The 26,102-nt window shown below is 52.1% G+C and carries 26 protein-coding genes; 6 read left to right on the top strand and 20 right to left on the bottom strand.

What is annotated here, in order from left to right; genetic code table 11:
* Positions 1 to 87 precede the first annotated feature (87 nt).
* The 12 genes from TRICHSKD4_RS07760 to TRICHSKD4_RS29150 form a co-directional block, all read right to left on the bottom strand.
* The gene (locus tag TRICHSKD4_RS07760; RefSeq protein WP_009466951.1) at positions 88 to 1,068 is read right to left on the bottom strand and encodes a type II secretion system F family protein; all 981 of its coding nucleotides are present in this window, start codon (positions 1,066 to 1,068) and stop codon (positions 88 to 90) included.
* A gap of 12 nt (positions 1,069 to 1,080) precedes the next feature.
* Positions 1,081 to 2,103: a type II secretion system F family protein gene (locus tag TRICHSKD4_RS07755; protein ID WP_009466950.1), complete on the bottom strand. Its 1,023-nt coding sequence runs from the start codon at positions 2,101 to 2,103 to the stop codon at positions 1,081 to 1,083.
* A 20-nt stretch (positions 2,104 to 2,123) separates the two neighbouring features.
* Positions 2,124 to 3,599, bottom strand: coding sequence for a CpaF family protein (locus TRICHSKD4_RS07750; RefSeq protein ID WP_009466949.1), 1,476 nt, complete (start codon positions 3,597 to 3,599; stop codon positions 2,124 to 2,126).
* A gap of 40 nt (positions 3,600 to 3,639) precedes the next feature.
* Positions 3,640 to 4,929, bottom strand: coding sequence for a CpaE family protein (locus TRICHSKD4_RS07745; RefSeq protein WP_009466948.1), 1,290 nt, complete (start codon positions 4,927 to 4,929; stop codon positions 3,640 to 3,642).
* A 7-nt stretch (positions 4,930 to 4,936) separates the two neighbouring features.
* Entirely contained in the window at positions 4,937 to 5,644 is a 708-nt protein-coding gene (locus TRICHSKD4_RS07740; RefSeq protein ID WP_208993027.1) for a CpaD family pilus assembly protein, read from the bottom strand.
* A gap of 20 nt (positions 5,645 to 5,664) precedes the next feature.
* Entirely contained in the window at positions 5,665 to 7,113 is a 1,449-nt protein-coding gene (locus TRICHSKD4_RS07735; protein WP_009466946.1) for a type II and III secretion system protein family protein, read from the bottom strand.
* 11 nt (positions 7,114 to 7,124) lie between these two features.
* The gene (cpaB, locus tag TRICHSKD4_RS07730) at positions 7,125 to 7,895 is read right to left on the bottom strand and encodes a Flp pilus assembly protein CpaB (RefSeq protein ID WP_009466945.1); all 771 of its coding nucleotides are present in this window, start codon (positions 7,893 to 7,895) and stop codon (positions 7,125 to 7,127) included.
* A gap of 169 nt (positions 7,896 to 8,064) precedes the next feature.
* The gene (locus tag TRICHSKD4_RS07725; protein WP_009466944.1) at positions 8,065 to 8,574 is read right to left on the bottom strand and encodes a prepilin peptidase; all 510 of its coding nucleotides are present in this window, start codon (positions 8,572 to 8,574) and stop codon (positions 8,065 to 8,067) included.
* A gap of 188 nt (positions 8,575 to 8,762) precedes the next feature.
* The gene (locus TRICHSKD4_RS07720) at positions 8,763 to 8,933 is read right to left on the bottom strand and encodes a Flp family type IVb pilin (RefSeq protein ID WP_009466943.1); all 171 of its coding nucleotides are present in this window, start codon (positions 8,931 to 8,933) and stop codon (positions 8,763 to 8,765) included.
* 358 nt (positions 8,934 to 9,291) lie between these two features.
* Positions 9,292 to 10,641 carry an IS5 family transposase gene (locus tag TRICHSKD4_RS07715; RefSeq protein WP_009465529.1) on the bottom strand — a complete coding sequence of 450 codons (1,350 nt, stop codon included), beginning with the start codon at positions 10,639 to 10,641 and terminating at the stop codon, positions 9,292 to 9,294.
* Positions 10,642 to 10,943: 302 nt separating this feature from the next.
* Positions 10,944 to 11,126 (bottom strand): Flp family type IVb pilin, encoded by a 183-nt coding sequence (locus tag TRICHSKD4_RS07710; protein ID WP_009466942.1) that lies wholly within the window; start codon positions 11,124 to 11,126, stop codon positions 10,944 to 10,946.
* Positions 11,127 to 12,285: 1,159 nt separating this feature from the next.
* The gene (locus tag TRICHSKD4_RS29150) at positions 12,286 to 12,465 is read right to left on the bottom strand and encodes a Flp family type IVb pilin (RefSeq protein ID WP_009466940.1); all 180 of its coding nucleotides are present in this window, start codon (positions 12,463 to 12,465) and stop codon (positions 12,286 to 12,288) included.
* Positions 12,466 to 12,955: 490 nt separating this feature from the next.
* Here TRICHSKD4_RS29150 and TRICHSKD4_RS07705 point away from each other — a divergent pair, with 490 nt between their 5' ends.
* The 5 genes from TRICHSKD4_RS07705 to TRICHSKD4_RS07685 all read left to right on the top strand — a co-directional run bounded on the left by TRICHSKD4_RS07705 (position 12,956) and on the right by TRICHSKD4_RS07685 (position 17,364).
* Positions 12,956 to 13,441 carry a pilus assembly protein N-terminal domain-containing protein gene (locus TRICHSKD4_RS07705; protein ID WP_009466939.1) on the top strand — a complete coding sequence of 162 codons (486 nt, stop codon included), beginning with the start codon at positions 12,956 to 12,958 and terminating at the stop codon, positions 13,439 to 13,441.
* A 113-nt stretch (positions 13,442 to 13,554) separates the two neighbouring features.
* Positions 13,555 to 14,034: a TadE/TadG family type IV pilus assembly protein gene (locus TRICHSKD4_RS07700; RefSeq protein ID WP_168156989.1), complete on the top strand. Its 480-nt coding sequence runs from the start codon at positions 13,555 to 13,557 to the stop codon at positions 14,032 to 14,034.
* Positions 14,035 to 14,043: 9 nt separating this feature from the next.
* On the top strand, positions 14,044 to 14,628 hold the full coding sequence (locus tag TRICHSKD4_RS07695; RefSeq protein WP_009466937.1) for a TadE/TadG family type IV pilus assembly protein: 585 nt from the start codon (positions 14,044 to 14,046) through the stop codon (positions 14,626 to 14,628).
* Positions 14,629 to 14,767: 139 nt separating this feature from the next.
* A complete protein-coding gene (locus TRICHSKD4_RS07690; RefSeq protein WP_009466936.1) occupies positions 14,768 to 16,189 on the top strand; it encodes a bifunctional enoyl-CoA hydratase/phosphate acetyltransferase in 1,422 nt (473 codons plus the stop codon).
* Positions 16,186 to 17,364 carry an acetate/propionate family kinase gene (locus tag TRICHSKD4_RS07685; protein WP_009466935.1) on the top strand — a complete coding sequence of 393 codons (1,179 nt, stop codon included), beginning with the start codon at positions 16,186 to 16,188 and terminating at the stop codon, positions 17,362 to 17,364. The genes TRICHSKD4_RS07690 and TRICHSKD4_RS07685 overlap by 4 nt, the downstream gene beginning before the upstream one ends.
* On the opposite strand, the gene TRICHSKD4_RS07680 is transcribed toward TRICHSKD4_RS07685, so the two are convergent.
* Positions 17,361 to 18,284 (bottom strand): phosphate/phosphite/phosphonate ABC transporter substrate-binding protein, encoded by a 924-nt coding sequence (locus TRICHSKD4_RS07680; RefSeq protein ID WP_009466934.1) that lies wholly within the window; start codon positions 18,282 to 18,284, stop codon positions 17,361 to 17,363. The two genes, TRICHSKD4_RS07685 and TRICHSKD4_RS07680, sit on opposite strands and share 4 nt — an antisense overlap.
* Before the next feature lie 76 nt (positions 18,285 to 18,360).
* On the opposite strand from TRICHSKD4_RS07680, the gene TRICHSKD4_RS07675 reads away from it, so the two are divergent.
* The gene (locus TRICHSKD4_RS07675) at positions 18,361 to 18,978 is read left to right on the top strand and encodes an HAD family phosphatase (RefSeq protein ID WP_009466933.1); all 618 of its coding nucleotides are present in this window, start codon (positions 18,361 to 18,363) and stop codon (positions 18,976 to 18,978) included.
* 7 nt (positions 18,979 to 18,985) lie between these two features.
* Here the strand turns inward: TRICHSKD4_RS07675 and TRICHSKD4_RS07670 are convergent, their stop codons facing one another.
* The 7 genes from TRICHSKD4_RS07670 to TRICHSKD4_RS07640 all read right to left on the bottom strand — a co-directional run bounded on the left by TRICHSKD4_RS07670 (position 18,986) and on the right by TRICHSKD4_RS07640 (position 26,101).
* Positions 18,986 to 20,017, bottom strand: a complete 1,032-nt coding sequence (locus TRICHSKD4_RS07670) for a histone deacetylase family protein (protein WP_009466932.1) — start codon at positions 20,015 to 20,017, stop codon at positions 18,986 to 18,988.
* 20 nt (positions 20,018 to 20,037) lie between these two features.
* Positions 20,038 to 21,021 (bottom strand): aldose epimerase family protein, encoded by a 984-nt coding sequence (locus TRICHSKD4_RS07665; RefSeq protein WP_009466931.1) that lies wholly within the window; start codon positions 21,019 to 21,021, stop codon positions 20,038 to 20,040.
* Positions 21,022 to 21,100: 79 nt separating this feature from the next.
* Positions 21,101 to 22,600, bottom strand: a complete 1,500-nt coding sequence (locus TRICHSKD4_RS07660; RefSeq protein ID WP_009466930.1) for a phosphomannomutase/phosphoglucomutase — start codon at positions 22,598 to 22,600, stop codon at positions 21,101 to 21,103.
* 65 nt (positions 22,601 to 22,665) lie between these two features.
* A complete protein-coding gene (locus TRICHSKD4_RS07655; protein ID WP_009466929.1) occupies positions 22,666 to 23,175 on the bottom strand; it encodes a TIGR02281 family clan AA aspartic protease in 510 nt (169 codons plus the stop codon).
* 46 nt (positions 23,176 to 23,221) lie between these two features.
* Complete coding sequence (locus TRICHSKD4_RS07650; RefSeq protein WP_040616497.1) at positions 23,222 to 24,142, bottom strand: ribokinase; 921 nt, start codon at positions 24,140 to 24,142, stop codon at positions 23,222 to 23,224.
* A gap of 27 nt (positions 24,143 to 24,169) precedes the next feature.
* Positions 24,170 to 24,799, bottom strand: coding sequence for a uracil phosphoribosyltransferase (gene upp, locus TRICHSKD4_RS07645; RefSeq protein WP_009466928.1), 630 nt, complete (start codon positions 24,797 to 24,799; stop codon positions 24,170 to 24,172).
* Between the two features lie 78 nt (positions 24,800 to 24,877).
* The gene (locus TRICHSKD4_RS07640; RefSeq protein ID WP_168156988.1) at positions 24,878 to 26,101 is read right to left on the bottom strand and encodes a DUF1688 family protein; all 1,224 of its coding nucleotides are present in this window, start codon (positions 26,099 to 26,101) and stop codon (positions 24,878 to 24,880) included.
* Position 26,102: the final 1 nt, after the last annotated feature.

Below are 26,102 nucleotides of genomic sequence, written 5' to 3'. Positions count from 1 at the left end.
ATACCAAATCTTCAAAGATAAGAACCCGGGCTAAAGTTAGCCCGGGTTCTCTTTTTTGTTTGGGATTACTCTCTTCGTCGGCAAGCTCTATCGACCGCCCATGACATCCATGATTTGAAGAATAGCCGGTGTCATAATGACCGCAAACAATACCGGTAGAAAGAAGACGATCATGGGAACGGTGAGCTTCGGCGGCAACGAGGCAGCTTTTTTCTCTGCCTCCTGCATCCGCTGATCCCGGGTATCATCAGACATTGCACGAAGCGCCTTGGCGACAGGCGTACCATACCGCTCGGCCTGGATCAGGGCCATGACAACGTTCTTGATGTTGTCCATTCCTGTCCGGTTGCCGAGATTTTCGAAAGCAATTCTCCTGTCTTGCAAATAGGAGAGCTCTGCGGTGGTCAGTGTTAGTTCCTCAGCAAGATCTGCGGATTGCACCCCGATTTCATCGGCTACCTTCTGCATTGCCACTTCAATAGACATGCCGGATTCGACGCAGATTAGCATCAAATCCAGTGCGTCCGGCCATGCGCGACCGATTGCTTTCTGACGTTTCTCAATCGTGTTTTGCAGATAAATGTTTGGAACGAAATAGCCAAGTCCTGCGAACGCGGCTCCAACCAACAAACCTGTCAAGAACCCGTAGCCCATGACAGCGGTGGCATAAAATAAGGACACAACGAATAGAACTGGCGGCGCGAACACCCGACCAAGCGCATATTTATAAATAGGCCCCGGCCCCCGGAAGCCGGCTTGTGCCAGCCTCATTTTGACTTCTTTATCGGTTAGCACCGATTGCAGGTTAAAGCGCTCGGTCAAATCCTTCATGCGCTGTGTGGGCTGAGAGCCACGCAATGACCCCCGTCCGTCTTTTCCCGCATTGTTCAGACGCGCACGCTCTCGCATGCGGATCTCATCCCGCTCAAGAGCAACGCTTTTCATTCGGCTCTTGAGACCATCACGCTCAAAAAGAGGCATGATTAATACATAGAGAGTTCCGCTCACACAGATCATCGCCATGATCGCTGTGATAACCTGCGTAAAGTCCATTCCGGCGAACGACATTTTCACGGCTCCCTAGAAATCGAAGTTGATCATCTGTCGCATGACGAGGATGCCAATAAGCATCCAGGTGATACAGCCAGCAATGACAATGTGCCCCGCTGTCGTGGTCAGCAGGATATTGATGTAGTCCGGAGCAATGAAGAAGAGCGCTAGCGAGATCAAAACGGGCATGGCACCGATGATCCCCGCGGAGGATTTCGCTTCAGAACTCAAAGCAACGATTTTGCGTTTCAGGGCTTTCCGGCCACGCAAAACACGGGACAGGTTGTTTAGAGCTTCAGAAAGCCCACCACCAGATGACTGCTGGATCGCAACCACAATTGCGAAAAAGTTCGCTTCTGGGAGCGGAACGCGTTCGGGCAGCTTCATAAAGGCTTCCGCAAGGGACACACCCATTTTCTGTGTTTCCAGAATTTTCGCAAACTCAGTTGAAACTGGGTCCTTTGCTTCTGTTGACACAACGCGAACACAGTCTCCAAGAGGCAATCCTGCTTTGACACCGCGAACGATGATGTCCACCCCATTCGGCAATTCTTCCATGAAGGCCGTGAACCGCTTTTTGCGGCGACGGTTGATGTAAAAGCGAGGAAGACCAAACGCGCCTGCAAACCCTCCCAAAAGGGCGATTAGCACATTGCCGGAGAAGAAATAGAAGATAACCGTAGCCAGTACGCCAGTAACAATGCTGATCTGGATGAACCGTTTCACATCCCAAGACAATCCAGCCTGCTCAATGCGCAGGCGAAGCGATGGTTTGTCTCGCATCGCATTTTTTTGCTGCGTGCGCTGCTCCAGTTGATCAAGCTGGTCTTTGACGGATTTCCGACGCTTGTCTGCGTCCCGGTTGCGAATTGCAAGACCAGGAGTTTTGCCGTCCACACCCTTGATCGTCGAAATCCGCTGACTGCGTCGTTTGTCCGAACTCATTGCCGGCTGAAGCAACGCAAATAAAACGCCACCTATGCTGAGCATAACCAAACCCATAACCGCCAAAGCAGTCATATCACCGGTCATCAATGCATCCAGACTATTCATGGCCACTCATACTCACTAAGTTAATCGGCCACAGCCGCATCATCCAACGCCTGCGCGAGACGTGCTTCCTCGCCGTAATACCGCGCCTTATCCCAAAACTTCGGTCGCCCAATCCCTGTGGACCTGTGTCGGCCGATGATTTTGTCGTTCGCGTCTTCGCCCATCATTTCGTACAGGAAGAGGTCTTGCGTAATAATGACGTCGCCCTCCATACCAAGTACCTCGGTAATGTGCGTGATCCGACGGGACCCGTCTCTAAGGCGAGATGCCTGCACAATCACATCAATCGATGAACAGATCATTTCACGCAAAGTTCTGGACGGGAGGGAAAAGCCCCCCATAGTAATCATCGATTCCAGGCGTGAAAGAGCCTCGCGCGGTGTGTTGGCGTGCAGCGTGCCCATAGAACCGTCGTGGCCTGTGTTCATGGCCTGAAGCAAGTCGAAAGCCTCAGAGCCACGAACCTCACCAACGATGATGCGTTCAGGGCGCATACGCAGACAGTTCTTTACGAGGTCTGTCATGGTGATTTGCCCCTCGCCTTCGATGTTCGGAGGCCGTGTTTCCAATCGGACTACGTGGGGCTGCTGAAGCTGAAGTTCCGCGGAATCTTCGCAAGTGATGATGCGCTCATCACTTTCGATGTATGCAGTCAAACAGTTCAAGAGGGTGGTCTTACCAGAACCCGTGCCGCCGGAAATCAACACGTTGCATCGGCTTCGCCCAATGATCTGCAGCACGGCTGCGCCTTCCGGTGTAATCGCACCAAAGCGGACAAGCTGATCAAGGGTCAACTTGTCTTTCTTAAACTTACGAATTGTAAGCGCAGGGCCATCGATCGATAGCGGCGGTGCGATAACATTCACACGTGACCCGTCCGGAAGACGAGCGTCACAAATCGGACTGGAGTCATCAACACGACGACCGACCTGGCTCACAATCCGCTGGCATATGTTCATAAGCTGCGCGTTATCGCGAAACTTGATGTTGGTGATGTTGGTTTTGCCCAATGTCTCAATGTAGACGGTATGAGCACCATTCACCATAATATCGGCGATGTCATCACGAGCCAGCAACGGTTCCAGAGGCCCGTAACCCAAAACATCGTTACAGATATCCTCGAGCAAGTCTTCCTGCTCGGAGATCGACATAACGAGGTTCTTGAGCGAAATGATGTCGTTGATGACGTCCCGGATTTCGTCCCGAGCCTCATCAGCATCAAGCCGTCCAAGCTGAGACAGATCGATTGCCTCAACAAGCGCGTTGAAGATTTGAGCCTTTGTCTGGTAGTACTCGTTGTTCTTCTCTTTGGCCGGTGCAGGTTCAGGGGCCGGCGGTGGTGGTGGCGCCGCTTTCTGGACGGGCTCTGGTGCCGCGGGCGCCGGGCTTGGCGCTGCGGCAGCAACCGGGGCAGGCTCGGCTTGCGGCATGACAGGAGCTGGAATTTGCCCTCCCTGCTCCGCCCGCCCTTGAGTTGTCCCACGTCTTCCGAACATGTCGTCAAAAACCCCTGCTATTACGACCTTTGGCCCTAAATTACTTTCCGAGTTTCGCCATCAGGCTGCTAAGCGCAGACTTTTTTGACTTCGTCGGAACAGCCTTGCCGAGAACTGTGTTTGCCAAATCAGAAAATGTCTCAGAAATGGCGTGTTTGCCGTTGATCTCCGAAATCATCTGACCGTTGTTTGCTGCCGTCCCAAAAAGCTGTGGCTCAAACGGAATTTCTGCCGCCAGCTCCAGCCCCAGCGCGGCTGCAAACTCATCCGGTTTAATCTCCGGTCGTTTTGGAACGTTGACGCGGTTGATCACCAACCTCGGCGCGTTGTCGTTTGGACGCAGCTGGGACAGAACATCCACCACGTTCTTTGCGTTTCGAAGATTTGCCAAGTCAGGCTCAGCAACAATTACTACTTCATCGGCGGTGGTCAGAACGTTTCTGGTCCATCCGTTCCAAACATGTGGCACGTCTAGAACAATCGATGGTGTAGAAGCGCGCATGACGTCTAGCAGGATCTCAAACGCTGCTTCGCCATGATCATATGTTTTGTCGAGTGTCGCCGGTGCTGCAAGCAGGCTCAAGTGCTCCGAGCACTTGGCAAGGATGCGGTCCAAAAGTGTCTGATCCAAACGGTCCGGCGCCGAAATCGCTTCATGAATTCCCTGAATAGGATCCTGATTGAAATCAAGGCCAGCTGTTCCAAACGGAAGGTCCAAATCGGCAACTACAACATCGTGTTGAAACTGGCGAGAGATTGACCAGCCTGTGTTGTGAGCAACTGTCGAGGAGCCGCAGCCGCCCTTCACTCCGAAGAAGGCAACCGCACGGCCAAGGGGTTCGGCCGTTGGATCGGCATATAGATTGCTGACCGACCCGATCAATTGATAGATGTCCACTGGTGTCACAAGATAATCACTGACACCTGCCTGCACCAAATCCCGATACAGCTTAACGTCGTTCAGATCACCGATCACGATAACCCGTGTTCCGGCATCACAATACTCGGCCAACATGTCGAGCTGGGCCAACACGTCGCCCGATTGCGCGGCAACCTCGATCACAATGAGATTGGGTGTCGGGGCTTGCGAAAAATGTTCGATCGCAGCCTTGATCCCCCCCAGGTGAACCTTTGTATGCGCTTTGGCCATACGGCGGTCTTCACCAGCAGCTTCCAGGGTCCGAGCCGTTTGCTCGTTCAAACAAAAGGCCTGGATTGAAACACGCGGCACGGGAGCCAGATAAGAATTCTCAGGAATAGAGGATGGAGTGCCGACTTGTGGCTCCGATGCCTCCATGGTAGCTAATGTTGTGTTGGCGTTTGTACTCATGTCACCCTCACTGATCCGATACCTGGGTACCTAGACCCTCCTGAACACTACTGGCTGTTGCCTCTCCTGCGCGGTATTTCTCAACCACGTTTGCACGACGCATGCGGTCAGCGGGAGCAGACGCACGAGGTGTCAGAAGATCCGAGGGGTTCTCAACCATTGCAGCCAGATTGGACTGTGTCGCGCAGCCATAGTTTTCGTAATCGACATTTCGATCAAAAGTTCTGCCGATATCGCCGTTCCAGGTTCCGCAAGGGCCAGCGGTGGCCTGAATGCGCGGATAAGACAGACGGATTGGAGCATCTGCGGATGGGTTATCAACCGCATAGCTGCGGGTCGATATCGCACCACCTGAGAGACCGCCCGCTTTTAGAGAGCTGCGGATCTGGGGAACTAGCGCATGGACAGCCGCTTCATTCCGTCCACCGGAGGGCACAAGGATCTCCACCCTTCCATTTCCTTTTTTGCGAGAGTCCGCACCAAAGGCTTTCACCGTTCCGCGCAGCGGTCCATTGAGGTTCCGCATATGGGCACCAATCGGTAAGTCCAGAACTTCTGGCTGTTCGGTTACAACAATTGGGTGCCGAAGCTGGTAGTTTGTGGCAGCCAGGTTGCTGTTGTTTTGACCAACTGTCTGGGAGTTACACCCGGCCAGAAGGAGAGACACGAAGAATGTGGCGCCAATGGCCGTGCGAGATCGGGATGTCATATTCATTACCATTTTCTCGTCCGCCCTTACTTGTAGATGAAGCCGACTTGACCGTGATACGGAGCTTGGGCGTTCTGCCCGTTGGCCCGGTAAATCTTGTTCAACCGGTTCAAGAAGAGTGTTTCGGAATCGTTGGCGGGGGCCAGGTTTTTGTCCGGGCGCTGAACCTTTGAGGCTGCGATCGGATTGACAATGTAGGGGGTAACGAACACCACCAACTCGGTCTGGCTGCGCAAGAAGTCACGACTTTTGAACAATGACCCGAGCACAGGCAGGTTCATCAGACCGGGAACACCGTTGACGGATTGCCGATAGCTTTCCTGCAGCAGACCGGCCATGACCAAGGTGCCACCGGATGGCAGTTCCAAGGTGGATTCCGCGCGGCGGACTTTCAAAGCCGGGATCGTCAGAGTACCGATGTTGACGGCACCGTCCGAGCTGAGTTCACTGACCTCTGTGGTAATCTTCAGGCTGATACGCCCGCCCGATAGAACTATCGGGGTAAAGTCGAGACCGACACCGAATTTCTTGAACTCGACGGTGACCTCGTTGCCGTCTTGCGATATCGGGATCGGGAACTCACCACCAGCAAGGAAGCTTGCATTTTCGCCTGAAATTGCAGTCAGCGTCGGCTCGGCAAGCGTTTTAACAATGCCTTCACGTTGCAACGCCTTGACTTCGGCGCCGATTGTGGTTCCGCCCGAGACAAGCTCCCCCGCTAATCGTGTCGTTTGCTGCGCGACTGACGTTCCCGCATTAAAGGACGTATCGTTGGCAAATCCGAACCCAAAATTACCAATTTTTATCTCGCCGTTCAGCTGTACACCAAGCTGCTTGATCACTTCGCGGTCGACTTCGGCAACCGTGACTTTCAAGTGCACCTGATCTTCGCCATCAACGGTGATCATGTTCAGGATGTCGGTCGCCTTTTTGCCATCTCCGGCATAACGAGCAGCCAGATCAGCAGCCCGTTGCGCATCAGCAGCGTTGGCAGCGGTACCCGACAGGATGATGTTGCCGTTAAGCGATTGAGCTTCGATGTTGGAACCAGGTACGTATTTTTGGATGAACCGAACGAGGTCCGATGTATCTGGCTCTACGCGCAGGTTAAAGCTGGCCAATTCCCGGCCGGTGCGGCTGAAGAGAACCAGATTGGCTTGCCCTGCCTTGTTGCCAAGGACGAAGATCCGGTTGGGTGTGCGAACGACAGCATCTGCTACGCCGGGGTTGGAGACCAGAACGTCTGCAACGGCTTCAGCGGTGTCAATGATGACTGACCGGCCTACGCCCACACTCAAGAGGCGACTGGATACACGTTCGCCAGAGGCGACATGAACTCTTTTCTCGAAGGCGCCTTGCGCTGCAGCAGGCTCTGGAACACCTGCGAGGGAGAGGACTAAAGCGATGCCAGCGCACACCTTGGCTGCAATGCTGACCAGTCCGGTGTGCTTTCGAGCACCGACGATGTTTTGCATGTTCAAGGTTCTCATTGCGATGCTGCCTGGCTTGTAAGTCCGTATTTCACGAAGTTGACGGCCCGCTTGCGGCGTACAGTCTGCTCCGCGTTGTCCGCAGAGTCCTGAGCGCTGCGCAAGGCCAGAGAAATTGTGCCAACCTGTTGGGCCTGAGAGATGATCTCGGATTGAGGCAGGTTGAGCTCAAGTGTCGCAGTGCGGTCCGGCGAAACGTTTTTCTCGTCCTGATCACCTGCCGTTACAGCATCAATTGCGAGCACCCGTACATTCTCAAGGATTGTGTTCGAAACTGCAGATCCAGTTTCACCACTTGCTTTTGTAAGAATAACATCGACCTTGTCGCCGGGAAGGATGAAGCCACCAGCAGTGGTTTCCGCCTCAACACTAACAGCGATGGCGCGCATTCCTTTTGGAAGGATTGCCGCCATAAAGCCCTTGTCCGTCCGGATAAGCCGTTCTTCGCGAATTGGCTCGCCGGAGAAGATCGGCGTCCGCGTGACTTGTCCGACAAGCCTCTCCATGGCCTCAGGATCATCATCCTTGGTAAGGACGCCGGCAGGCAGAGCTTCCGTGGGCCAAGACGCCCATGTGAAATCACTACCCCCCAACTTGCTGCCAAGAGTGATATCGGACGAGGCAACAAGCACCTCGGTTTTCTCGATCGTTGGAGCAGTTACTTCCGCAACGGGCTCTGGCTCGGGTGCGGATGTTGACACAAGGCGGGCGGCCAATAGGCCAGCACCCACTGCAACTCCCAAAATCGCCAATCGTGCGTACTTCATGATACAATATCCGTGGTCTTCGGCGCATGTGCACCTGTTCACCAACGATATTGCCAAGGTAATCGTCAAAACATGGTTAATTTGTAGTGATATTATTTGGTAAACTAAAATTAATAAATTTGAATCAAGTCAACTTTGCAAGTTAATCCGACTATTTACTCTTTCAAAGTTACGGAAGGTTTAGAGCGCCGTACAAAGGAGACGTTGGGTAAACCAACAATGCGCCAGCGGCAATCGCCAGACCATAAGGAATACCCGTTTTGGGATGAAGAAGATGTGTCAGCCATTCGATCCGAGCAAGACGTTCGGGCAGAACCAAAACAGGCCGGATCAAAATCAGGAACAGGGTAAGCAGCATCCCAAAAACAGCTGTGGCGAAAAGAAAGTTGAGCAAGTCTGCTGACCAACCGAACCACAAAGCCACAGCCGTCAGCAATTTTGCGTCCCCTCCGCCCATCCAGTTCATGGCGAACATGCAGAAACAAACAACGAAGACGACTGCCCCACCTGCAAGGTGCAATCCTATATCTTGCCAACCCAACCCAACAATAGGGGCATAGAGCGCAAACAAAACACATAAAACAATGGAGATCTTGTTCGGGATTGTCATGGTCAAAAGGTCGGACACCGCAGCGCGAATGACCAGAAAGGGAAACGCCAGTGACATGATGGCAAGCATCTGAAAACTCCGAACTAAACTGGATCGACCTGGTGTCGAAACCACTTGTCTACCGAAGAAGTATTAAAATCCTCTATTGAACCATGCAGAAAATGCCAACATATGAGAAAAAGCCCCGCACTGCTGCGAGGCTTCCTATAACATATTAAGAATCAGCAGAAAGATCGGCTGACCTTTGCTAATTCGGCTTAGCTCGTAGTCAAATCAGTATTAATTGTTTCGAAAATACCATTCAGCGTAGTACCAAGTGTTGTTACGGTACCAATGATAACCACCGCGATCAAACCGGCGATCAGGCCGTACTCGATTGCTGTGGCACCGGATTCATCTTTTGCGAAACGTGCAAAAACGTTTTTCATTTCTCGCTCCTAACTATCTCTTATAAGACAACTTTTCCAACAGGCAGGTCAGCAGCACAACCGCCTAAACCCGATGACAAGAGGTAGTTTGAGGCCCTTTCTGAGCGGTTAACTCGCTCGGTAAAGTTGTCTAACCCCAAGGCACGAATTTTCTTGGTAAATGTAATATTTATTTTTTTACAGACCCATTACTTTTAGAATACATCGCGAATACAAGCCTCTGTGTCACAGAGCCAATATCTCGATTATCGCTGATCGTGCGGTAAATAGTCGGAAAATGGAAGCGACATGTAGTGGAAGTTCACCAGTTGGCAAACCACTTTGACGCTCATAATACTTAGTCCGCCCTGAACAACGTCTAAGCCATTGATGTTGCGCGTGGCCGAAGCAATACGCAAATATTCGATTTGACCGGTTTGGGGATGGGGTTTGTGATCCAGAGCAGCAAAATGATCAGTGCATTGAGGATCAGACGCAGGTTATGACCGGCTGCGGCCAGCAGGGCGTTGATGGCATCGCCATTTTTGCCATTGAGGAAGTTCCGGTCAAGTCGTCCATCTGTTTTCATGTGGCCGATGGTGGCCTCGATCGCTGATCGTCGTTTCAGCTCACGCTTCATCTGTGCCGTCAGCCCGCGCTTCTGGCCGGAGATCATGACCTTGGCGTCGCCCTCATAATCATGCCCCCGATAGCCACGGTCCACATAGACACGCTCAGCTTTGGTGCCGCAGACTTTCTCAGCCTGACTGATGGTGTCATTCAAGGTGTGCCCATCATAGGGATTGCCCTCAAAAGCCCTCGCCGCAAGAACCAATCCTTCCCGATTGGTCGTGGCAATGCCAACCTTGGCCCCGAACTCGTAAGGTGTTCGCGCCTTGCCCTTGGCAATACAGGCCACTTCCGGCGCATGCATGGAATAAATCTTGTTTTTGTCCTTGGGGGTCTGGGCCAGAAGCCGCTCCACCAGTCCCAGCAGACGGGAGAACCGGTGCTCAAGACCTTCGTTGCCTGCGATCTTGCGGGAGATGTCGCGATAGACCCGGCCCAGATAGGTCTTCAGCTTTTTGAGTTCCCGGCGCATCCGCTTGAACTGTTTGGCATGGGCATAACGGCCCGCCATCAAGGCCGCCTTTTTGGCAACTCTGGTATGGCTGCGACGCAAGATGATGCCGGCCCTCTTGGCCTGGCGCACCAGAAGCTGCAAGGCCTTGTGATAAAGACGGCTATCGGTGGGATGGGCAATGGCTTTGGGTTGAACGGTCGTATCAACCAAGACCCGCTCAAGGCTGCTCTTCTTGATCGTCCCGCTCTCAATCGCAACACCTACCGTAGCAGAAAGAAGCTTTTCCATTCCCTCAGGACCAATCCGTTTGCGCCAGCGGGTCATGGTTGAGGGATCAATGGGGAATTGGTGCTGGAAAAACTCAAAACCGCAGAAAGACTGCCAGTAGGGGTTTTCAACCCAACGCTCAACCGTCTCTTCATCGGAAAGATCGTACATGTGCTTGAGAAAGTGCAGCCCGGCCATCAGACGCGTTGGTTTGGCCGGTCGTCCCAAGGGGCGATAATGCCTGCCGAACTCCGCATCAAATTCATCCCAAGGCATCAGACCAGACAGCCGCACCAACGAATGGTTCATATCGATGATTGCGGCCAGGCGTTCCTTGAACAGATCGCCACACCGTTTGTTGCGTTTTGAAGGTCTCATGAGAATATGCCAGAAAATGCGTGCTTCGGATCAACTAACCGGCATATTCACACATCCAAAACCCAATGGGTATCCATACTCTTCAATCAGTTAAGGGGTTTTTCAGCGCGAACTACTTAAATGATGATTTTCTTATATCAATAACTTTTGGCGTCGTTTCGATGAAATCCATGCTTTCTAAATTCATATGGAGCACTACTTGGATTTCAGCCCTTTTTGCCAAATAAAAAAGGCAACCTCTCAAAGAGGCAGCCTTCTTTACTTACTTTTGATGCTCGATGAGCATCATAGTTGTTCTACGCTTATGATGCAGAACCAACACCAGCGAGAGTAGAGCTGATCGTTGTGAACAGAGAATTCAGGTTTGTACCAACTGCAGTCACAACACCGATGATGGTGATGGAGATAAGGCCAGCAATTAGGCCGTATTCGATTGCAGTTGCGCCAGATTCGTCTTTCGCGAAGCGGGAAATTACGTTTTTCATGGTGTGCTCCTAGTTCCACTTGATTTGACAGCTTTATTTGGTTCGCTTGTTCTTGTTTTTCTCCAACCGAACTCGAGGTAAGTTCTACATTTAACCTCTTTCCAATCCATTAATTCGAACAGACACACCTTTACTCACCCTCAGTGACCATCCACAAAATACAAATTTACATTATGAAGAAGTAGAAATATTTACTCACCAGAACATCTGCCCTGAAGATATTTACGCTAGGTTATTAATATAATAATCAAAACTCACGATCACCTCCTGTATTTCTTCTGTATATCTCATGATGTTTATCTCGATTATCGCAGGTGCAAGTCCATAGCACGCTCAAAAATCAATCCAGGATTGTTAATCATTGAAGAATTCAGCTTAGTACAACTTTATTTTTATTCAGCATTTTTTTATTAGTAATTTATTCACTATACTTGCCACTACCTGATTTTTTCTTTGCACACTGTGAAAATCGCCGGACAAAACCCCATCGCCCTGCTGCTCCTCGTTATTTTTCCCGAGGATCACCCTGTGGAGTGACCTGCAGACTCCTGAATACGCACAAGAGACAGATGCTCGCCGCATCAACCTGCTTGCTTGTCCTGCTAGTTTTCGGAGGTTCGCCGGAACTGGTTCTCTCAAGCGACACAATTCAGCCCAGGTCACTCAGCCTCAGATGACGCTCTTGCTTCCATCAATCGCATTTTCCGTGCGGCTGCAATTTATCGGTCTGATTGCCGGACTACGGTTTTTCGGCGGCATCACAAAAAAGATCTGTCAATGATAAGAAATTAGATGAGCGAGTGACCTGAGCCAAACGAGCAAAATCGCCTCATGAGACCTGATAAGAAGAACCGGAATTTGCAATTGAGAACGATTGGGACGCAGCCGCAAAGCACCGCGGCCGAACTGGCAACAAAAGAGGTCTATAACGTATCGCTTTATATGAATTCAGTTTCATCACTCTCTCGAGCTCAGACAATGCTTAGCCGTCATGCTGGAACGCCGTCAGAAGATTGAAAGCTGGACCTTGGAAATAAAATGACAACGTGGAGCCGGTAGGCCGTCACAGATGACCCGACACTCTCATCAGAGTTGCTGTATCGACGGCTGCACTATTCACACAAGGTGATGCGCGATAAACTCACAGTGAAATATGTGATTAAGAGCTGGAACCGATGCTCAATCCGGACTCAACACCTTCGAACATTGAGTTCAAGCTTGTACCCATCATAGTGACCGCCCCGATCATAATGATGGACAATAAAACACCGATAAGCGCGTATTCGATAGAAGTGGTGCCCGCTTCGTCCTTTAGAAGGCGAACCAAGAGGTTCTTCATTTCGTGCTCCCCGACTTCACTCTACGCACTGCCCGCGTCTTCAGCCTCGTTGAGGCGAGTTCATCGGCAGTTATAACAGGCCCATCTTGCCAATGGATTAACACTCGATAATTTTCCGCAAAGTCGACAGAAAAATTACCTAGAGTCATTCACTATAACACTCGAATATAATCTTCTAATCTCAAAGCCACATTAATATTACAAGAATTCAAAATTGGATATCTACTTCACTTTTTTCATTCCAATTTTGTGAGCATTTATACATCGCATTCATATTGTTAAAATGAAAGCTCAGCATTCCACCTCATGCATTCATTGCACTTATTGCGCGCACAAATCTATTTCTCACTATTGGGCACACTTCAAAAGCGCTCTCATAATTTACCGTACTTCCAACTTTCTGCCGCTGCGACAGTTTTCAAATCGGTTGTTAGCAAATCTTTCACCATGTTTTGGCCTAATGCCTCAAACCGCACTCTTGGAGTTAGACATGCGTTTCTCTGTTGGACTTAAAACTGCACTTGCCATCGCTGCCATAACTACGGCTGTAGGTTCCAGTGCGATTGCACAAGAGGGACCGGTCACCGTTATGGTGGATAGAGCAAAGGTATTCCGAATTCAGGAACCTGCCAGCACCGTTATCGTGGGCAATCCTTTCATTGCTGATGTGGCCATGCATGATGCGAGTACGGTGGTCATCACCGGCAAATCGTATGGCAGCACCAATCTGGTCATTCTTGATGACAACAATGAGCCAATTATTGACGAAGTCATCACTGTAAAGGCTTCAGATGAGGGCACTGTGTTTGTCCATCGCAATACCGCCAGACAATCCTATTCCTGTGCTCCAGAATGCGAGCCGACGCTCAGACTTGGGGACCAGTCGGAGAGTTTTGCTGCAGTTGCAGAACAGGCAACACAACGCAACAGTCTGGCTGTGAATGCAGCCGGTGGTGGCGGTGCGGGTGGCCAGTAAGTCTGGTCATATCCGGTTTCAAACCAGTCGATTTAGGTACCCAAGTGTAGGGCCACATGTTCTATTCAGTTATAGGTCGCCTACTGCGGCGTTATACGCGGAACGACCAAGGTGTGACGGCAATTGAATTTGCGATTGTCGGCACCCCCTTCTTTATGTTGATTTTTGGTATTCTGGAATTTGGACTGGCGTTCTTCGTCAATCGGATCGTTGATAACGCCGTACTGGAGACAGCGCGCTTGGTCCGCACAGGACAGGCAAAAGACTTCAATGACACGAAGTTTCGCAATGCCCTTTGCGCAAACATGCCCTCGATCTTTTGCGTTCATAACCGAATGGTCATCAAGGTCGACAAGCTGACAGACTTCTCGGGAGCCGGTGACAATTACAGCACGCTCCCTCCCCTTTTGGACGATGATGATGAACCTACCGACGATTCCTATCCGCCGAAAATCAATCGTCAGGAAGTTGTTGTTGTGCGAGTGCTCTATCAGTGGCCCATGTTTTCAGCATATCTGAACTTGGGTGACGGCGACACCTCAGGAAAGCGAAATCTATTCTCCGCCCATATTTTCCAAACCGAACCTTGGTAGGCGGTTGTTATGAGACGCTCGAAATTTGAATGGACCAAGCTCGGCACCTTCTCGCGCGACCGCAAAGGCGTCGCCGCCGTTGAGTTTGCGTTGATATTGCCTTTGTTGCTTATCATGCTGATTGGGATGGCTGAGACCACCGAGGGCCTCAGTGTCAACAGGAAGCTAAACCAAATCGCTTCGACAATGAGCGATTTAGCAGCCCAAAAAGGCGAGACCATCAGAAAAAACGATCTGAGGGCCTATTTTAAAGGCGCAAATTCGCTGATGTCTCCGCACCCAACCACCTCATTGTACGTCGTCCTTGTCGGCATTCAATTGGATGACAAGGCCGTGGCAAAGGTCGCCTGGAGCTATGACAGCAAAAACTCTGCCCCGTACTCTAAAGGGTCAAAGCCAAGCTTCACTATTCCGGACGAGCTTAAGGTGAAGGATTCTTTTTTGATTGTTGGAAGAGCTGAATACAACTACAAGCCGACATTCGCCTCACTTGCTCAAACCATCATGCCTCGGGCTAAATCTATCGAGATGGAAGAGACCTATTTCTTTTACCCCCGCCAAGCCGATGAAGTTGAGTGTCCTGATTGCTCCTGACTATGGAATGAAGAAGATACAGATCGGGCATAAGAAGTTGAAATAACTGAATTCACGTATTTGTTTCGTCATATCAAAGCGATAGGGTCGCCCCGCTGGCAGAATGTGCCAGTTCTCTACTTAGTTCTCGGGGCGACATATGGCGACGAACAAAACCTATGAACAGATTTCGGTCGGTGATCGGGCTCAGATCTCAAGGGTCTGCACGGCCAATGACCTATTGATCTTCGCTCACGCTTCCGGAAACAGAAATCCCCTTCATTTGCCTGATACGGACTGGACCGGAGATGGCAAGGTGGACGCTCCGATCGCGCCTTCCATGTGGATCGGTGCACTCGTTTCGGCAGTGCTGGGCAATATTCTTCCCGGTCCCGGCACCACTTACCTGTCACAGTCCTTTTCATTCCACGGACGCGTCGCTGTTGGAGATCAGCTTGAGGTGGCGGTTACCGTGGTTGAAAAATTACCAGAAAATCGGCTCTCATTAGATGTTTCGGTCACGCAAACAGATACTGATGAGATGATTTCAGATGGCCGAGCAGAAGTTATCGCACCAACACGCACAATCGAGTTTGACGCCTCTGATCTTCCCGGCATTTTGATAGAACGCCACCGGCACTTCAACCGGATGATCAGAGCTGCCGAAACGCTCCCCGCCCTACCGACTGCGGTCGTGTCGCCGATAGAAAAAACGGCACTTGAGGGCGCGTTGGCCGCAGCGGATGCTGGCTTGATCGACCCGATCCTGATTGGCTCCAAAGTACGCATGGAGAAAACTGCCGCCGATTTGGGTGTGTCTCTAAAGCCATATCGCCTTATTGAAACGGAAGATGCAGGTTCAGCAGCAGCACGTGCAGTTGAGCTTGTTCACGAACAACAAGCCAAGGCAATCATGAAGGGTCACATCCACTCGGACGACCTTCTCCATCACATTATCAAACGCGACGGCGGGTTGCGCACGAAACGTCGGATCAGCCATGTTTTTGCAATGGACATCCCTGGACGAAAAACGCCCGTCCTCATTTCCGACGCTGCCATTAACATCTCTCCGGACCTGAATGCCAAGGTCGACATCACCCAAAACGCCATCAATGTGGCTCTATCAGTTGGGCTTGAGGCGCCCAAGGTTGGGGTTCTATCGGCAATTGAAACTGTCAATCCCGCTATTCCCTCCAGTCTTGACGGCGCGATTTTGTCCAAGATGGCGGAGCGCGGACAAATCAAGGGAGGCGTTGTTGACGGCCCACTCGCCATGGACAACGCGATTGATGTTCAAGCCGCCAGAACCAAAGGGATCAACTCTCTTGTAGCCGGTCATGCGGAAGTTCTGATCGTACCAAACCTGGAATCCGGCAATATGCTGGCAAAAGAACTCACCTTCATCGCTCACGCCGAAGCCGCCGGTCTCGTGGTAGGCGCAAAAGTACCCATCATGCTGACCAGCCGCGCCGACAATTCCCGCGCACGCCTCGCATCATGTGCGCTAGCTGCCCTTTATGATTATTGGCTAATCAACGGCAGCCCTGTTCCGGACCTTCTCAAGGCCGAGGCCGCATCGTGACCAAAGCGGACACCATTTTGGTCCTCAACTCCGGATCATCCTCGATCAAATTCAATTTCTATGAAGGTAAAAACTCACAAGTGTCCGGGCAAGTATCCGGACTAGGTGCCTCTCCCCGCATGTCCTTCAAGGTTGGATCGACTGGCAAAAACGTTGATTGCGAGCTCTCGCAGCAAGCAGCCAACCATGAAGCAGCCCTCCAACACTTGCTCCCGCTATTGAAAGGCGAAGTCGATATCTCGGATGTAACCGCCGTTGGTCATCGAGTGGTTCACGGAGGTGCTTTGCATTCCAAACCGTTTAAATTAGACAAAAACGTGCGGTGTGCGTTGGAGGACCTGACGCCTCTGGCCCCCTTGCACCAACCACATAATCTATCCGGTATAGACGCTGCGACCAGAGCGTTTCCAAATGCCGTTCAGGTTGCGTGTTTTGACACCGCGTTTCATCGGGGGCACCCGTGGGTCAATGATACTTTCGCGCTTCCCCGAAACCTTTATGAAGAGGGTGTGCGGCGCTACGGCTTTCACGGCCTGTCCTACGAGTATATTTGCGACCACCTCAAAACCTTTCATCCCGATACTTTTTCGGGAAAACTGGTTGTTGCGCATCTGGGCAATGGCGCGTCCATGTGCGCCATTCGTGATGGCAAGAGCATTGGCTCTACGATGGGATTTACAGCATTAGATGGCTTGCCGATGGGTACACGATGCGGGCAGCTGGACCCGGGCGTTTTGCTCTATCTCCTAATCAGTAAGGGCATGTCTTCCGATGAGGTCTCCAACCTTCTTTACAAAGAAAGCGGCCTGAAGGGGCTTTCTGGAGAAAGTCAGGATATGCGGACACTGTTGTCCAGTTCATCCATCGAAGCCCGACAAGCAATAGACTATTATGTATTCCGCATTCGTCGAGAAATCGGTGCAATGGCGGCGGTGCTCAACGGTGTTGAAACCTTGGTCTTCACGGGCGGCATCGGTGAAAACGCAGCTCAGATCCGAGAGGAAATTTGCTCCAATCAAGACTGGCTAGAACTTTCCATCAACAAGACGCTCAACGCAATTCATGCCGAGATTATTTCAACCCCGCAAAGCCACGTACGGGTTCTGGTCATACCGACCAATGAAGAGGAAATGATCCGCCGACATACGAGTGAGCTATTGGCGAGCTACGCCTAACGGCCAAAAACCACCTGAAGCTCTGGCTCGAAAGTTCGCATGACAGCGCGAAAATCGGAATGGACAACCGGCATAAACCCACCCGGCAGGCCCGGTTCAATTTCCGCATAAGCCGCCCCGGACGTCTCTTGAAGTTCCATCAAGCCAGCACGCAGGTTGCGTTTCAATTCGTCAGGGAGTTTTCCAGGCACAACATGGGCTGAGAACGGGATGCCCTGCGATTGCCAGACCACAGCCAGTTTGCTGATGCTGTTTCGGTTTGCTTTATGGATCTCGGTCAGTGAGCCTGCGGAATATCCCTTGTCGCGATCCCCGGTCATTGTGGACCATGCCAATGTTGCGCCAAGGCGCCCATCAAGAACCGCCTGAATGCCTTCCACGCCATCAGCTACCTGAATAAGAGCGCGGAAATGGCTCCAAGGATCAACCCCTTCATGCTTCAGGTTGGCCAGCGGAACGCGGTATCCGGCAATCGACCGCGTGTCTTCAACACCGAGGCTTTGCCCCTTGAGGTCATCGAGTGTTGTCAGCTCTTCTTTTCGAGGAGCCACAACGATGGCGTGAAACCGTTCGGTGTCTTCATCTGGGCGGGCCGAGACCAGGGGTTCAACACAGCCACAGACGGCATCTGCTGCGCCATAAGCTGCAGGGGACAGTCTGGCATAATCAATTTCACCGGCAGCAAGCGCTTCAACCACCCCGCCCATGGTATCAATCAGGTATAGGTCGACAGGTCGGTCAACGATCTCTTCAAGCACAACCCGAAACGGTTCCATCCGTTCACGGACATTCTCATCGGTTCCGATTGCAATACCAACACGAAAACGAGCCAAGTCATCATCAGCAGCGGCATACTGAACAGCCGTGCTGGCCAAGAGCATGATTGCAACAAAGGCAAACAAGAACCGGATGTGCGTCATCAAGTTGCCATAGCTCCATGATTCGTGGTGATTTCACTTTCTAGTATCGACAGTCCCTTAACAATCCGGTGTCTTCATGGCAGTCAGCCCAAAAACAGTTATTTTTGACTTTGGAAACGTCCTTCTTCGTTGGGATCCCAATTTTCTATACGAAAAACTGATCGCAAACGAGAACGAGAGACAGCATTTTCTGACTCAAATCTGCTCTCCTGAATGGAATATGGAGCAAGACCGAGGACGCCCGTGGAATGACGCTGTTTCAGAGTTGGTTGCCGAGCACCCGGACAAGGAAGACTTAATCCGCGCGTTTCATGACCACTGGCACGAAACGGTTCCTGGAGCGATTGATGGCAGTGTGAGAATCCTTGAGACTCTCAAGGCCCAAAAAACACCACTTTATGCAATCACCAACTTCTCGGTTGAAAAGCTGGAGGAGTGCAAAAGCCGGTTTCCTTTTCTGGCCAACTCTTTCCGCGATATTGTGGTGTCGGGTGAAGTTGAACTGCTTAAACCTGATCCAAAGATTTATCAGATCCTCATTGAGCGCAACACTTTGGACACCAGCGACTGCATCTTTATTGATGACAGTCCGGCAAACGTCGAAACGGCTAATTCACTTGGAATGACCGGTCTTCATTTTACAACGCCAGAACGGCTGGCAGCTGACCTTACCGCGCTCGGTTTCTCAGTTTAGGGTGGGCTCAAACCGCCTCAAAGGCCTCAAGAACGTTCACGCAGTTAGTGCCTAAGGCATCGACTGCGTAACCCCCTTCCATTAGGAAAACAGTTGGAACCTCTGCTTGGGCCAGACGCTTGCCGAGCTTGCTAAAGTCTTCAGTCTTGAACTTAAGCCCTGAAATCGGGTCATTCTCAAAACAATCCAGCCCTAGAGACACAACGAGGTAATCTGGATTAAAGACTTTCAGCCAATGACAGGCTTCGTCCAGAACCGGAGCATACCCTGCCCAGTCTGTTCCAAGCGCAAGTGGCCAATTTCGCGTATATCCCTTGCCACCCTTAGTTCCCGTCTCATCCGCATGGCCCAGAAAATAGGGATACTCTTCGCGAGGATCTGCATGGATTGACAGAAACAGGACGTCTGAACGGTCATAAAAGATCGATTGGGTTCCATTGCCGTGATGACAATCAACATCCAGAATGGCAACACGTTCAGCGCCATTGTCACGCAGCCATTGAGCGGCAATTGCAGCGTTGTTCAAAAAACAATAGCCGCCATAGAAATCACTACCAGCGTGATGGCCTGGTGGGCGGCAAAGACCGAAAGCAGACGCCGCGCCCTCGTTCACGATTTTTGCGGCTGCAAGAGCCGTGTGCGCTGAGGCTTTTGCCGCAAGCCAAGTGTTTTCACCAAGCGGCGTTCCCGCATCCATCGAGTAGCGCCCCAACTGCCCGTCAATATGGTTTGGCACTGGATCAGCCCGCAGGGACCGCACTGGCCAGACAAAGGGAAAAGCTTCAGACGTACGGCCTGCTGCTTGCCACTTTTCCCAAAATCTCTCCAGAAACTCCAAATACCCTGCATCGTGAACCTTTTGCAGGGGAGCAAGACCAAAGTCTTCGGGCGCAATGATCTCACCCAGTTTCCGATCGCTGATTGCCTTGAGAACGAATTCTGCGCGGCTCGGGATTTCGACAGCAGGCTTTAATTCTCCGTCAGAGATTTCATGACGCGGAGCATGCAGCAACTGCGTGTCGGCAAAAACAGTTTTCACGGGCGACCTCCAAAGAGCACTCAGGAAAAACGAAACTCGGTGATGTGCGTATAGGTCTCTCCGGGGCGCAAGATCACATTTGGAAAGCCTTCATTGTTGATACCATCGGGCCAACGTTGGGCCTCCAGACAAACCCCTGCCTTAGGCCCGTAAGACGTTCCGCCATGCCCAACCGAAGAACTTTGCATTTGCCCGCCATCGTAGAGTTGCAAGCCGGGCTCCGTGGTCCAAACTTCCATTCGCATGTCACCTGCTGCGTCTTCAAGGGCAGCAGCAAACTCAACTGAATCTCGCGGATTGTCGGCAAGGCAATAGTTCAAATCGTGTGCCTGAGACGCCCCAATCTTGCGCCCATCCTGAAAATCGAAAGCGGTCCACGCCACATTTCGAATGTTTCCGGTTGGCACCAGATCGTCGTTCAAGGGCAAATACCGCTCCGCTGTTACTTCAAGCGAATGATCTGCAATTGTCGCACTGCCATCCAGATTGAAATAGGAATGCTGTGTGAGATTGACGAGCGTTGCCTTGTCTGTGGTCGCGGTCATCTTGACCCGCAATGCACCACCCCCAGTCAAAGTGTATCGAAGCAAAACTTCTGCTCGGCCCGGATACCCTTCATCGCCATCTTCAGACACCAGTTTCAGAAGAACACTGGCCTTGTCATGTTGTTCAATCGACCAGTTGCGCGCTGAAAAGCCGGTTGTTCCCCCATGAAGGTGATCGCGATTGTCGCAATTCAAGGTGAGTTGATGGGCCTTGCCATCAATGACAGCAACTCCGCCGGAAACCCGATTGGCGCATCGCCCCACAACGGCACCCATATAGTTGTGATCCGACAGATAACCTGCCAGATCGGGATATCCCAAAACAACCCTTTGCCCGTTGAATTTCAGGTCCTGTATGATCGCCCCAAAGGTCAGGACTAATGCTTCGAGCGATCCTTTTCTCAGGTTAATGCGCTGGACTGGTGTTCCATCCGGCAACTGGCCAAAATCTTCAATCATTTCCGGTGGCCAAATCTAAACTAAAAAAGAGGGGGCGTCCGGAAGAATTCTCACCGGACGCATTAGGTTGGATTAGAAATCAGATGGTCTGATTGTATTCGCCAACTTCCGCATTTTCGCGCAAGACCGCATCGACGGCCTTGAACATTTCGTGCAGTCGGGCTTCTGAGGCAGGGCTTTCTACAACCACGACAAGCTCTGGCTTGTTGGAGGAGGCCCGCACCAGGCCCCAAGTGCCGTCGTCTGTGACAACACGCACCCCATTGACCGTGATCAGGTCGGTAATCGCGTGTCCACCGACCTTCTCGCCTTTGGCATGCATATCCTTGAAACGGGCAACAACCTTATCAACAACGCCGTATTTCGTTTCATCATCACAATGCGGCGACATGGTCGGCGAGCCCCATGTTTTTGGCAGGGCGCGCCGAAGGTCTGCCATGGTCTTGTCCGGATTGCGGTCAAGCATATCGAGAATGGCGATAGCAGATACCAATCCATCATCATAACCACGCCCGATCGGCGCATTGAAGAAATAGTGTCCAGACTTTTCAAACCCGACGATGGCTTCAAGTTCCGTAACGCGCCGTTTAATATAGGAGTGCCCGGTTTTGAAATAATCCGTTTTGGCCCCATTGGCTTTCAAGACCGGATCGGTATTGAACAGGCCAGTGGACTTCACGTCGACGACAAACTGGCTGTTGGGATGGAGCGCTGAAATATCCCGCGCCAGCATTACCCCAACCTTGTCGGCAAAAATCTCTTCGCCTTCATTGTCAACGACACCGCATCGGTCGCCGTCACCGTCAAATCCAAGGCCGACTTCTGCTCCAGTTTCCATGACCTTGTCACGCAGCGCATGAAGCATTTTCATGTCTTCGGGATTTGGATTGTAACGTGGGAAGGTGTGGTCCAGTTCTGTGTCGAGCGGAATCACTTCAGCGCCCAATGCCTCAAGAACAGCTGGAGCGAACGCCCCCGCCGTTCCATTGCCGCACGCGGCGACAACCTTGATTGGACGCTTCAACTTTGGTCGGTCCGTCAGGTCCTTGATATAAGTTTCCGGGAAGTTTTCGACAAATCGATAGCTGCCGCCCCCCTTCAGGTCGAACTTCGCGTCTAGAACAATATCCTTCAGGCGGCTCATTTCGTCCGGTCCGAATGTGAGAGGGCGGTCGATGCCCATTTTCACACCGGTCCATCCATTGTCGTTATGAGAGGCCGTGATCATGGCCACCGCAGGCACATCCAGCGCGAACTGTGCGAAATAGGCCATGGGCGAAAGCGCCAGTCCGATATCATGCACATTGATGCCGGCGGCCAAAAGACCGTTGACGACAGCCATCTTGATCGATGCAGAGTATCCGCGAAAATCATGCCCGACGACGATATCCGGACGGACACCGCGCTCGTGGATCAGTGTGCCGATCCCCATACCCAGCGCCTGCATGCCCATGAGGTTGATTTCCTTTTCAAACAACCACCGTGCATCGTATTCCCGGAAACCGGTCGGCTTTACCATCGGACCGGATTCAAACTCATATGTGTTGGATTGCAGGAAAGGCACGGGTTTCGGGAACATGAAAACCTCTGATTGGATAAATCAAAGCGCAGAATTGCGCGGGGGGCGGATGTATCTCGGGGACCTTATTGGACCAGCACGAGCGTGTCATTTGAAAAGTCGAAGCGGTCGAGCTTGTTCAGCGCAGACATGCCGAGCAGCGTGATCCCCAGTTGCCCATCCTTCATGATTATTGCATCAATATTACGAAGGCGGATGGAACCAAGTTTCATATTTCGAATGGTTGCCCGCGCGCCCGTTGTGACGCCGTTCGCCGTATTGATCGGCACGGTGTAATCGGCGGGTTTTGGGAAAATGCCAATCTTTCGCGCAACATTTTCAGGCACAGCCACTTTGCTTGCCCCTGTATCGACCAGCATTTCAATCGTTCGGCCATTCAGTCTGCCTTCTGTCAAATACTGACCATGCGGACCAAGCGGAATTTTAAACGTACGGCCAGAGCCCCGCGCTGCTTCTGCAGCTTCTCCCTCCTCCATCTGCTCCGCCTTTTGAGCGTCCAGATAAGGCTGGATCAGCCCCGGCAGGAAGGGGACGGCGAATGCCAGGGCAAAAGCGATCAGGATAAAGCGCCACATGTCGACCTCTAATCAATGTGGTCGTCACAGTAACCTGTCAGTCTTATCAGGTGGTGAAAGCGCCGATATTTTCGACTTTTTCTGACATGACCGCGATCTGCTCAGCGGTTGGAGCACTGGTCTGAGCGCCCGTCACCGTGCAAGCTAGGGAGCCAGCAGCAACTCCATATTTCAAGGCTGTTTCAAGTTCCCTGCCATTATCCAGCGCTGCAGCCAACGCGCCACAAAATGCGTCGCCCGCTCCTGTGGTATCAACGACATCCACTGTCGGTGGCCTTAAACGAATAACCCTGTCCTTTTGCCAGGCGACAATGCCTTGCGCCCCCAATGTGACGACCACCAGCCGGTCATCTGTCGCCAGTTTGGCGCAAAAGTCATCCGGATCACCCGACACGCCGAACACGCGACCTACTTCTTCTGCTTCCGTTTCATTCACGACGAGGATGTCTGTTGCAGAGACCAGTTCTTCGATCATCATTCTGGGAACGGGTGCTGGATTGTAAAAAACCTTTGCTCCGGCCAATTGCGCCGCCTTCATGGCATCAAGGGCCACATTTGCGGGAACTTCTCCTTGGAGAACAAGGAGGCTTTTAGGTGCTATGACCTGATCCAACCACGCGGCTTCAACGCGCGCATTGGCCCCACTTGCCACAATGATCTGATTTTCGCCGCTCGCCTCGACACCAATGAGAGCTAGCCCCGTTGCGCCGTCCAAATTGCGAACAGTTGAAAGGTCAACACCAGCCGACTTCAGATTTGAAAGAGCAAGCTCGGCGAAGGCGTCCGTTCCAACAGCACCGACCATATGCACATCTGCACCAGCCCGACGTGCTGCAAGAGCCTGATTGGCGCCTTTTCCACCTGCGAAGCTTTGGTGATCTGGACCGCTTACAGTCTCGCCGGGACCCGGCAGTCGCGGAACAGACACGACAAGATCAAGATTGATAGACCCAAAAACAGTGATCATCGCCGTGCCTATTTCTTCCTGTTCGCCTTACTTGGTGCCATACATCCGGTCGCCGGCATCCCCTAGACCGGGAACGATGTAGCCCTTTTCATTCAGGCGCTCGTCAATGCTAGCTGTGTAGATCGGGATATCCGGATGGCATTCATTGAAATTCTGAACGCCTTCGGGAGCGGCCAACAGGCACAGGAAACGGATGTTGTTCGCGCCGCGCTCTTTCAGCTTCTGTACCGCTGCAATGGCTGAATTGGCTGTTGCCAACATCGGATCAACAACGATGACCAACCGCTCGTTCAGATCTTCCGGGGCTTTGAAATAGTATTCGACCGGCTGAAGCGTTTCCGGATCACGGTACAGGCCAACATGGGCGACACGGGCAGAGGGAACAAGGTCCAGCATGCCTTCCAAAAGCCCGTTACCAGCACGCAAAACCGATGCAAAAACCAGCTTTTTGCCGGCAAGCATCGGGGCCTGCATTTCGGCCAACGGTGTCTCAATCGTCTGCCGCACCAACGGCAGATCACGGGTCACTTCATAACAAAGGAGCGTTGAGATTTCGCGAAGGAGACGACGAAACCCCTGTGTGGAAGTGGACTTGTCGCGCATGATGGAAAGCTTGTGCTGAACAAGCGGGTGACTGATGACGTTAGCTCCGGACATAGCTGCCTCTTAGCGTTGGGCCCGACGCCGCGTCGAGCCTGATGTATTTGGGTTAGAATTTTGGACCACTTTAGGACGCTATGCCCCGATTGGCTCCCAAAAAACAGACCCGGATGAAATGATTTTTTGAATCTTTGTGAAAGCCTCAGGTTTTTCCATTGCCAGATTTTGCGCTGCTCTCATCGTCCCGCCTTCAATCAAACATGGTATCGGAAGGCTTTCACGGTCAGCTTCAAGATCAGAACGCACCCGTTCAGCCACATAAGGCAGGAGGGCCGAAGTCACTGCCCGAACGCTCACCATGCCGTCATGCGTGTCTGCATGATGATCAAGCGTGATCACGCCCTGATCCATGAAAAGATGCGCATGAAGGCTGTCTGATGGGCCGGGCACATCATCAAAACCCTGAACTTCGATACCTGCCCAGACAATAGGCTCGATCAAGCTGTGAGTTATAAACAGAACTGTATGGTGAAGCGGAACGAAGGTCTCCGCATCGCCCTCTCCCAGCCTCCAGCAATCCCCCAGAATGAAATCACCCTCTTGGGCAGCACCATTCCAGAGCGGCGCAAGAGCGTCTGATATCTGATTGAAAAGTTCAGGCAGCTCGACATGCGGCGCGTTTCGTTCATTGATCGCTTTTACCAACAGATTGCCCGGACGAAGGTCTACTTTGTCGCCAAAGACTTCGGGGCGCATGCCGACCGTTTCTCCAAACCGTCGGAGATGGGCTGCGAATTTTCCAATCCATTCGCCGTGGACACTGCTGCCCAGCGCGAGACCCGCCGAAACTTCCTCTTCGCTCAGGCGCAAAAGCGCGTCCACATCAACGCGTAACGGGTCTGTTGGAGATGCCGAAAAAACACCGCTTTGAAACATGGAGAAGAGTGCCAGCCCAAGCGCTGTCTGCCCCTTGACTTCCTGGCCGCTGACGCTGCCCTTAAACACCCAGCCTTGAGCAGTCGGAACTTGGCATGCTCCGGCCAATATGGCGAGATCACCGGCGACGCGAAGCAGATCTTCTGGTGATGAGAACCCACGTGCTGACGCCAGACCATCCCATCGGTCAATGCCATCGTTTTCCAATACACGCCAAAAGCCTGCTGGCGGTATCTGAAAGTCAGGGTAGGCCGTTTCAAGTGCGGCTCTCACCAGCTGCGCAACGTCGTCGAGCTTGTCGAAGTCAATCTCAACTGCGCCGGACTTGGAATTCCGAGTCCGTTCAAGAACCGCAGTACACTCTTGTTGTGTGCGGCTTGCGGTCAGAAGATCCAGCAGGTTTGACGAAGTGTCGGAGGCCATC

Origin of the sequence: Roseibium sp. TrichSKD4, assembly GCF_000148725.1 — a bacterium.
Taxonomy (GTDB): Bacteria; Pseudomonadota; Alphaproteobacteria; order Rhizobiales; family Stappiaceae; genus Roseibium.
Note: the sequence above shows the minus strand (reverse complement) of the source record. Positions and strands in the feature narration are given on the sequence as shown.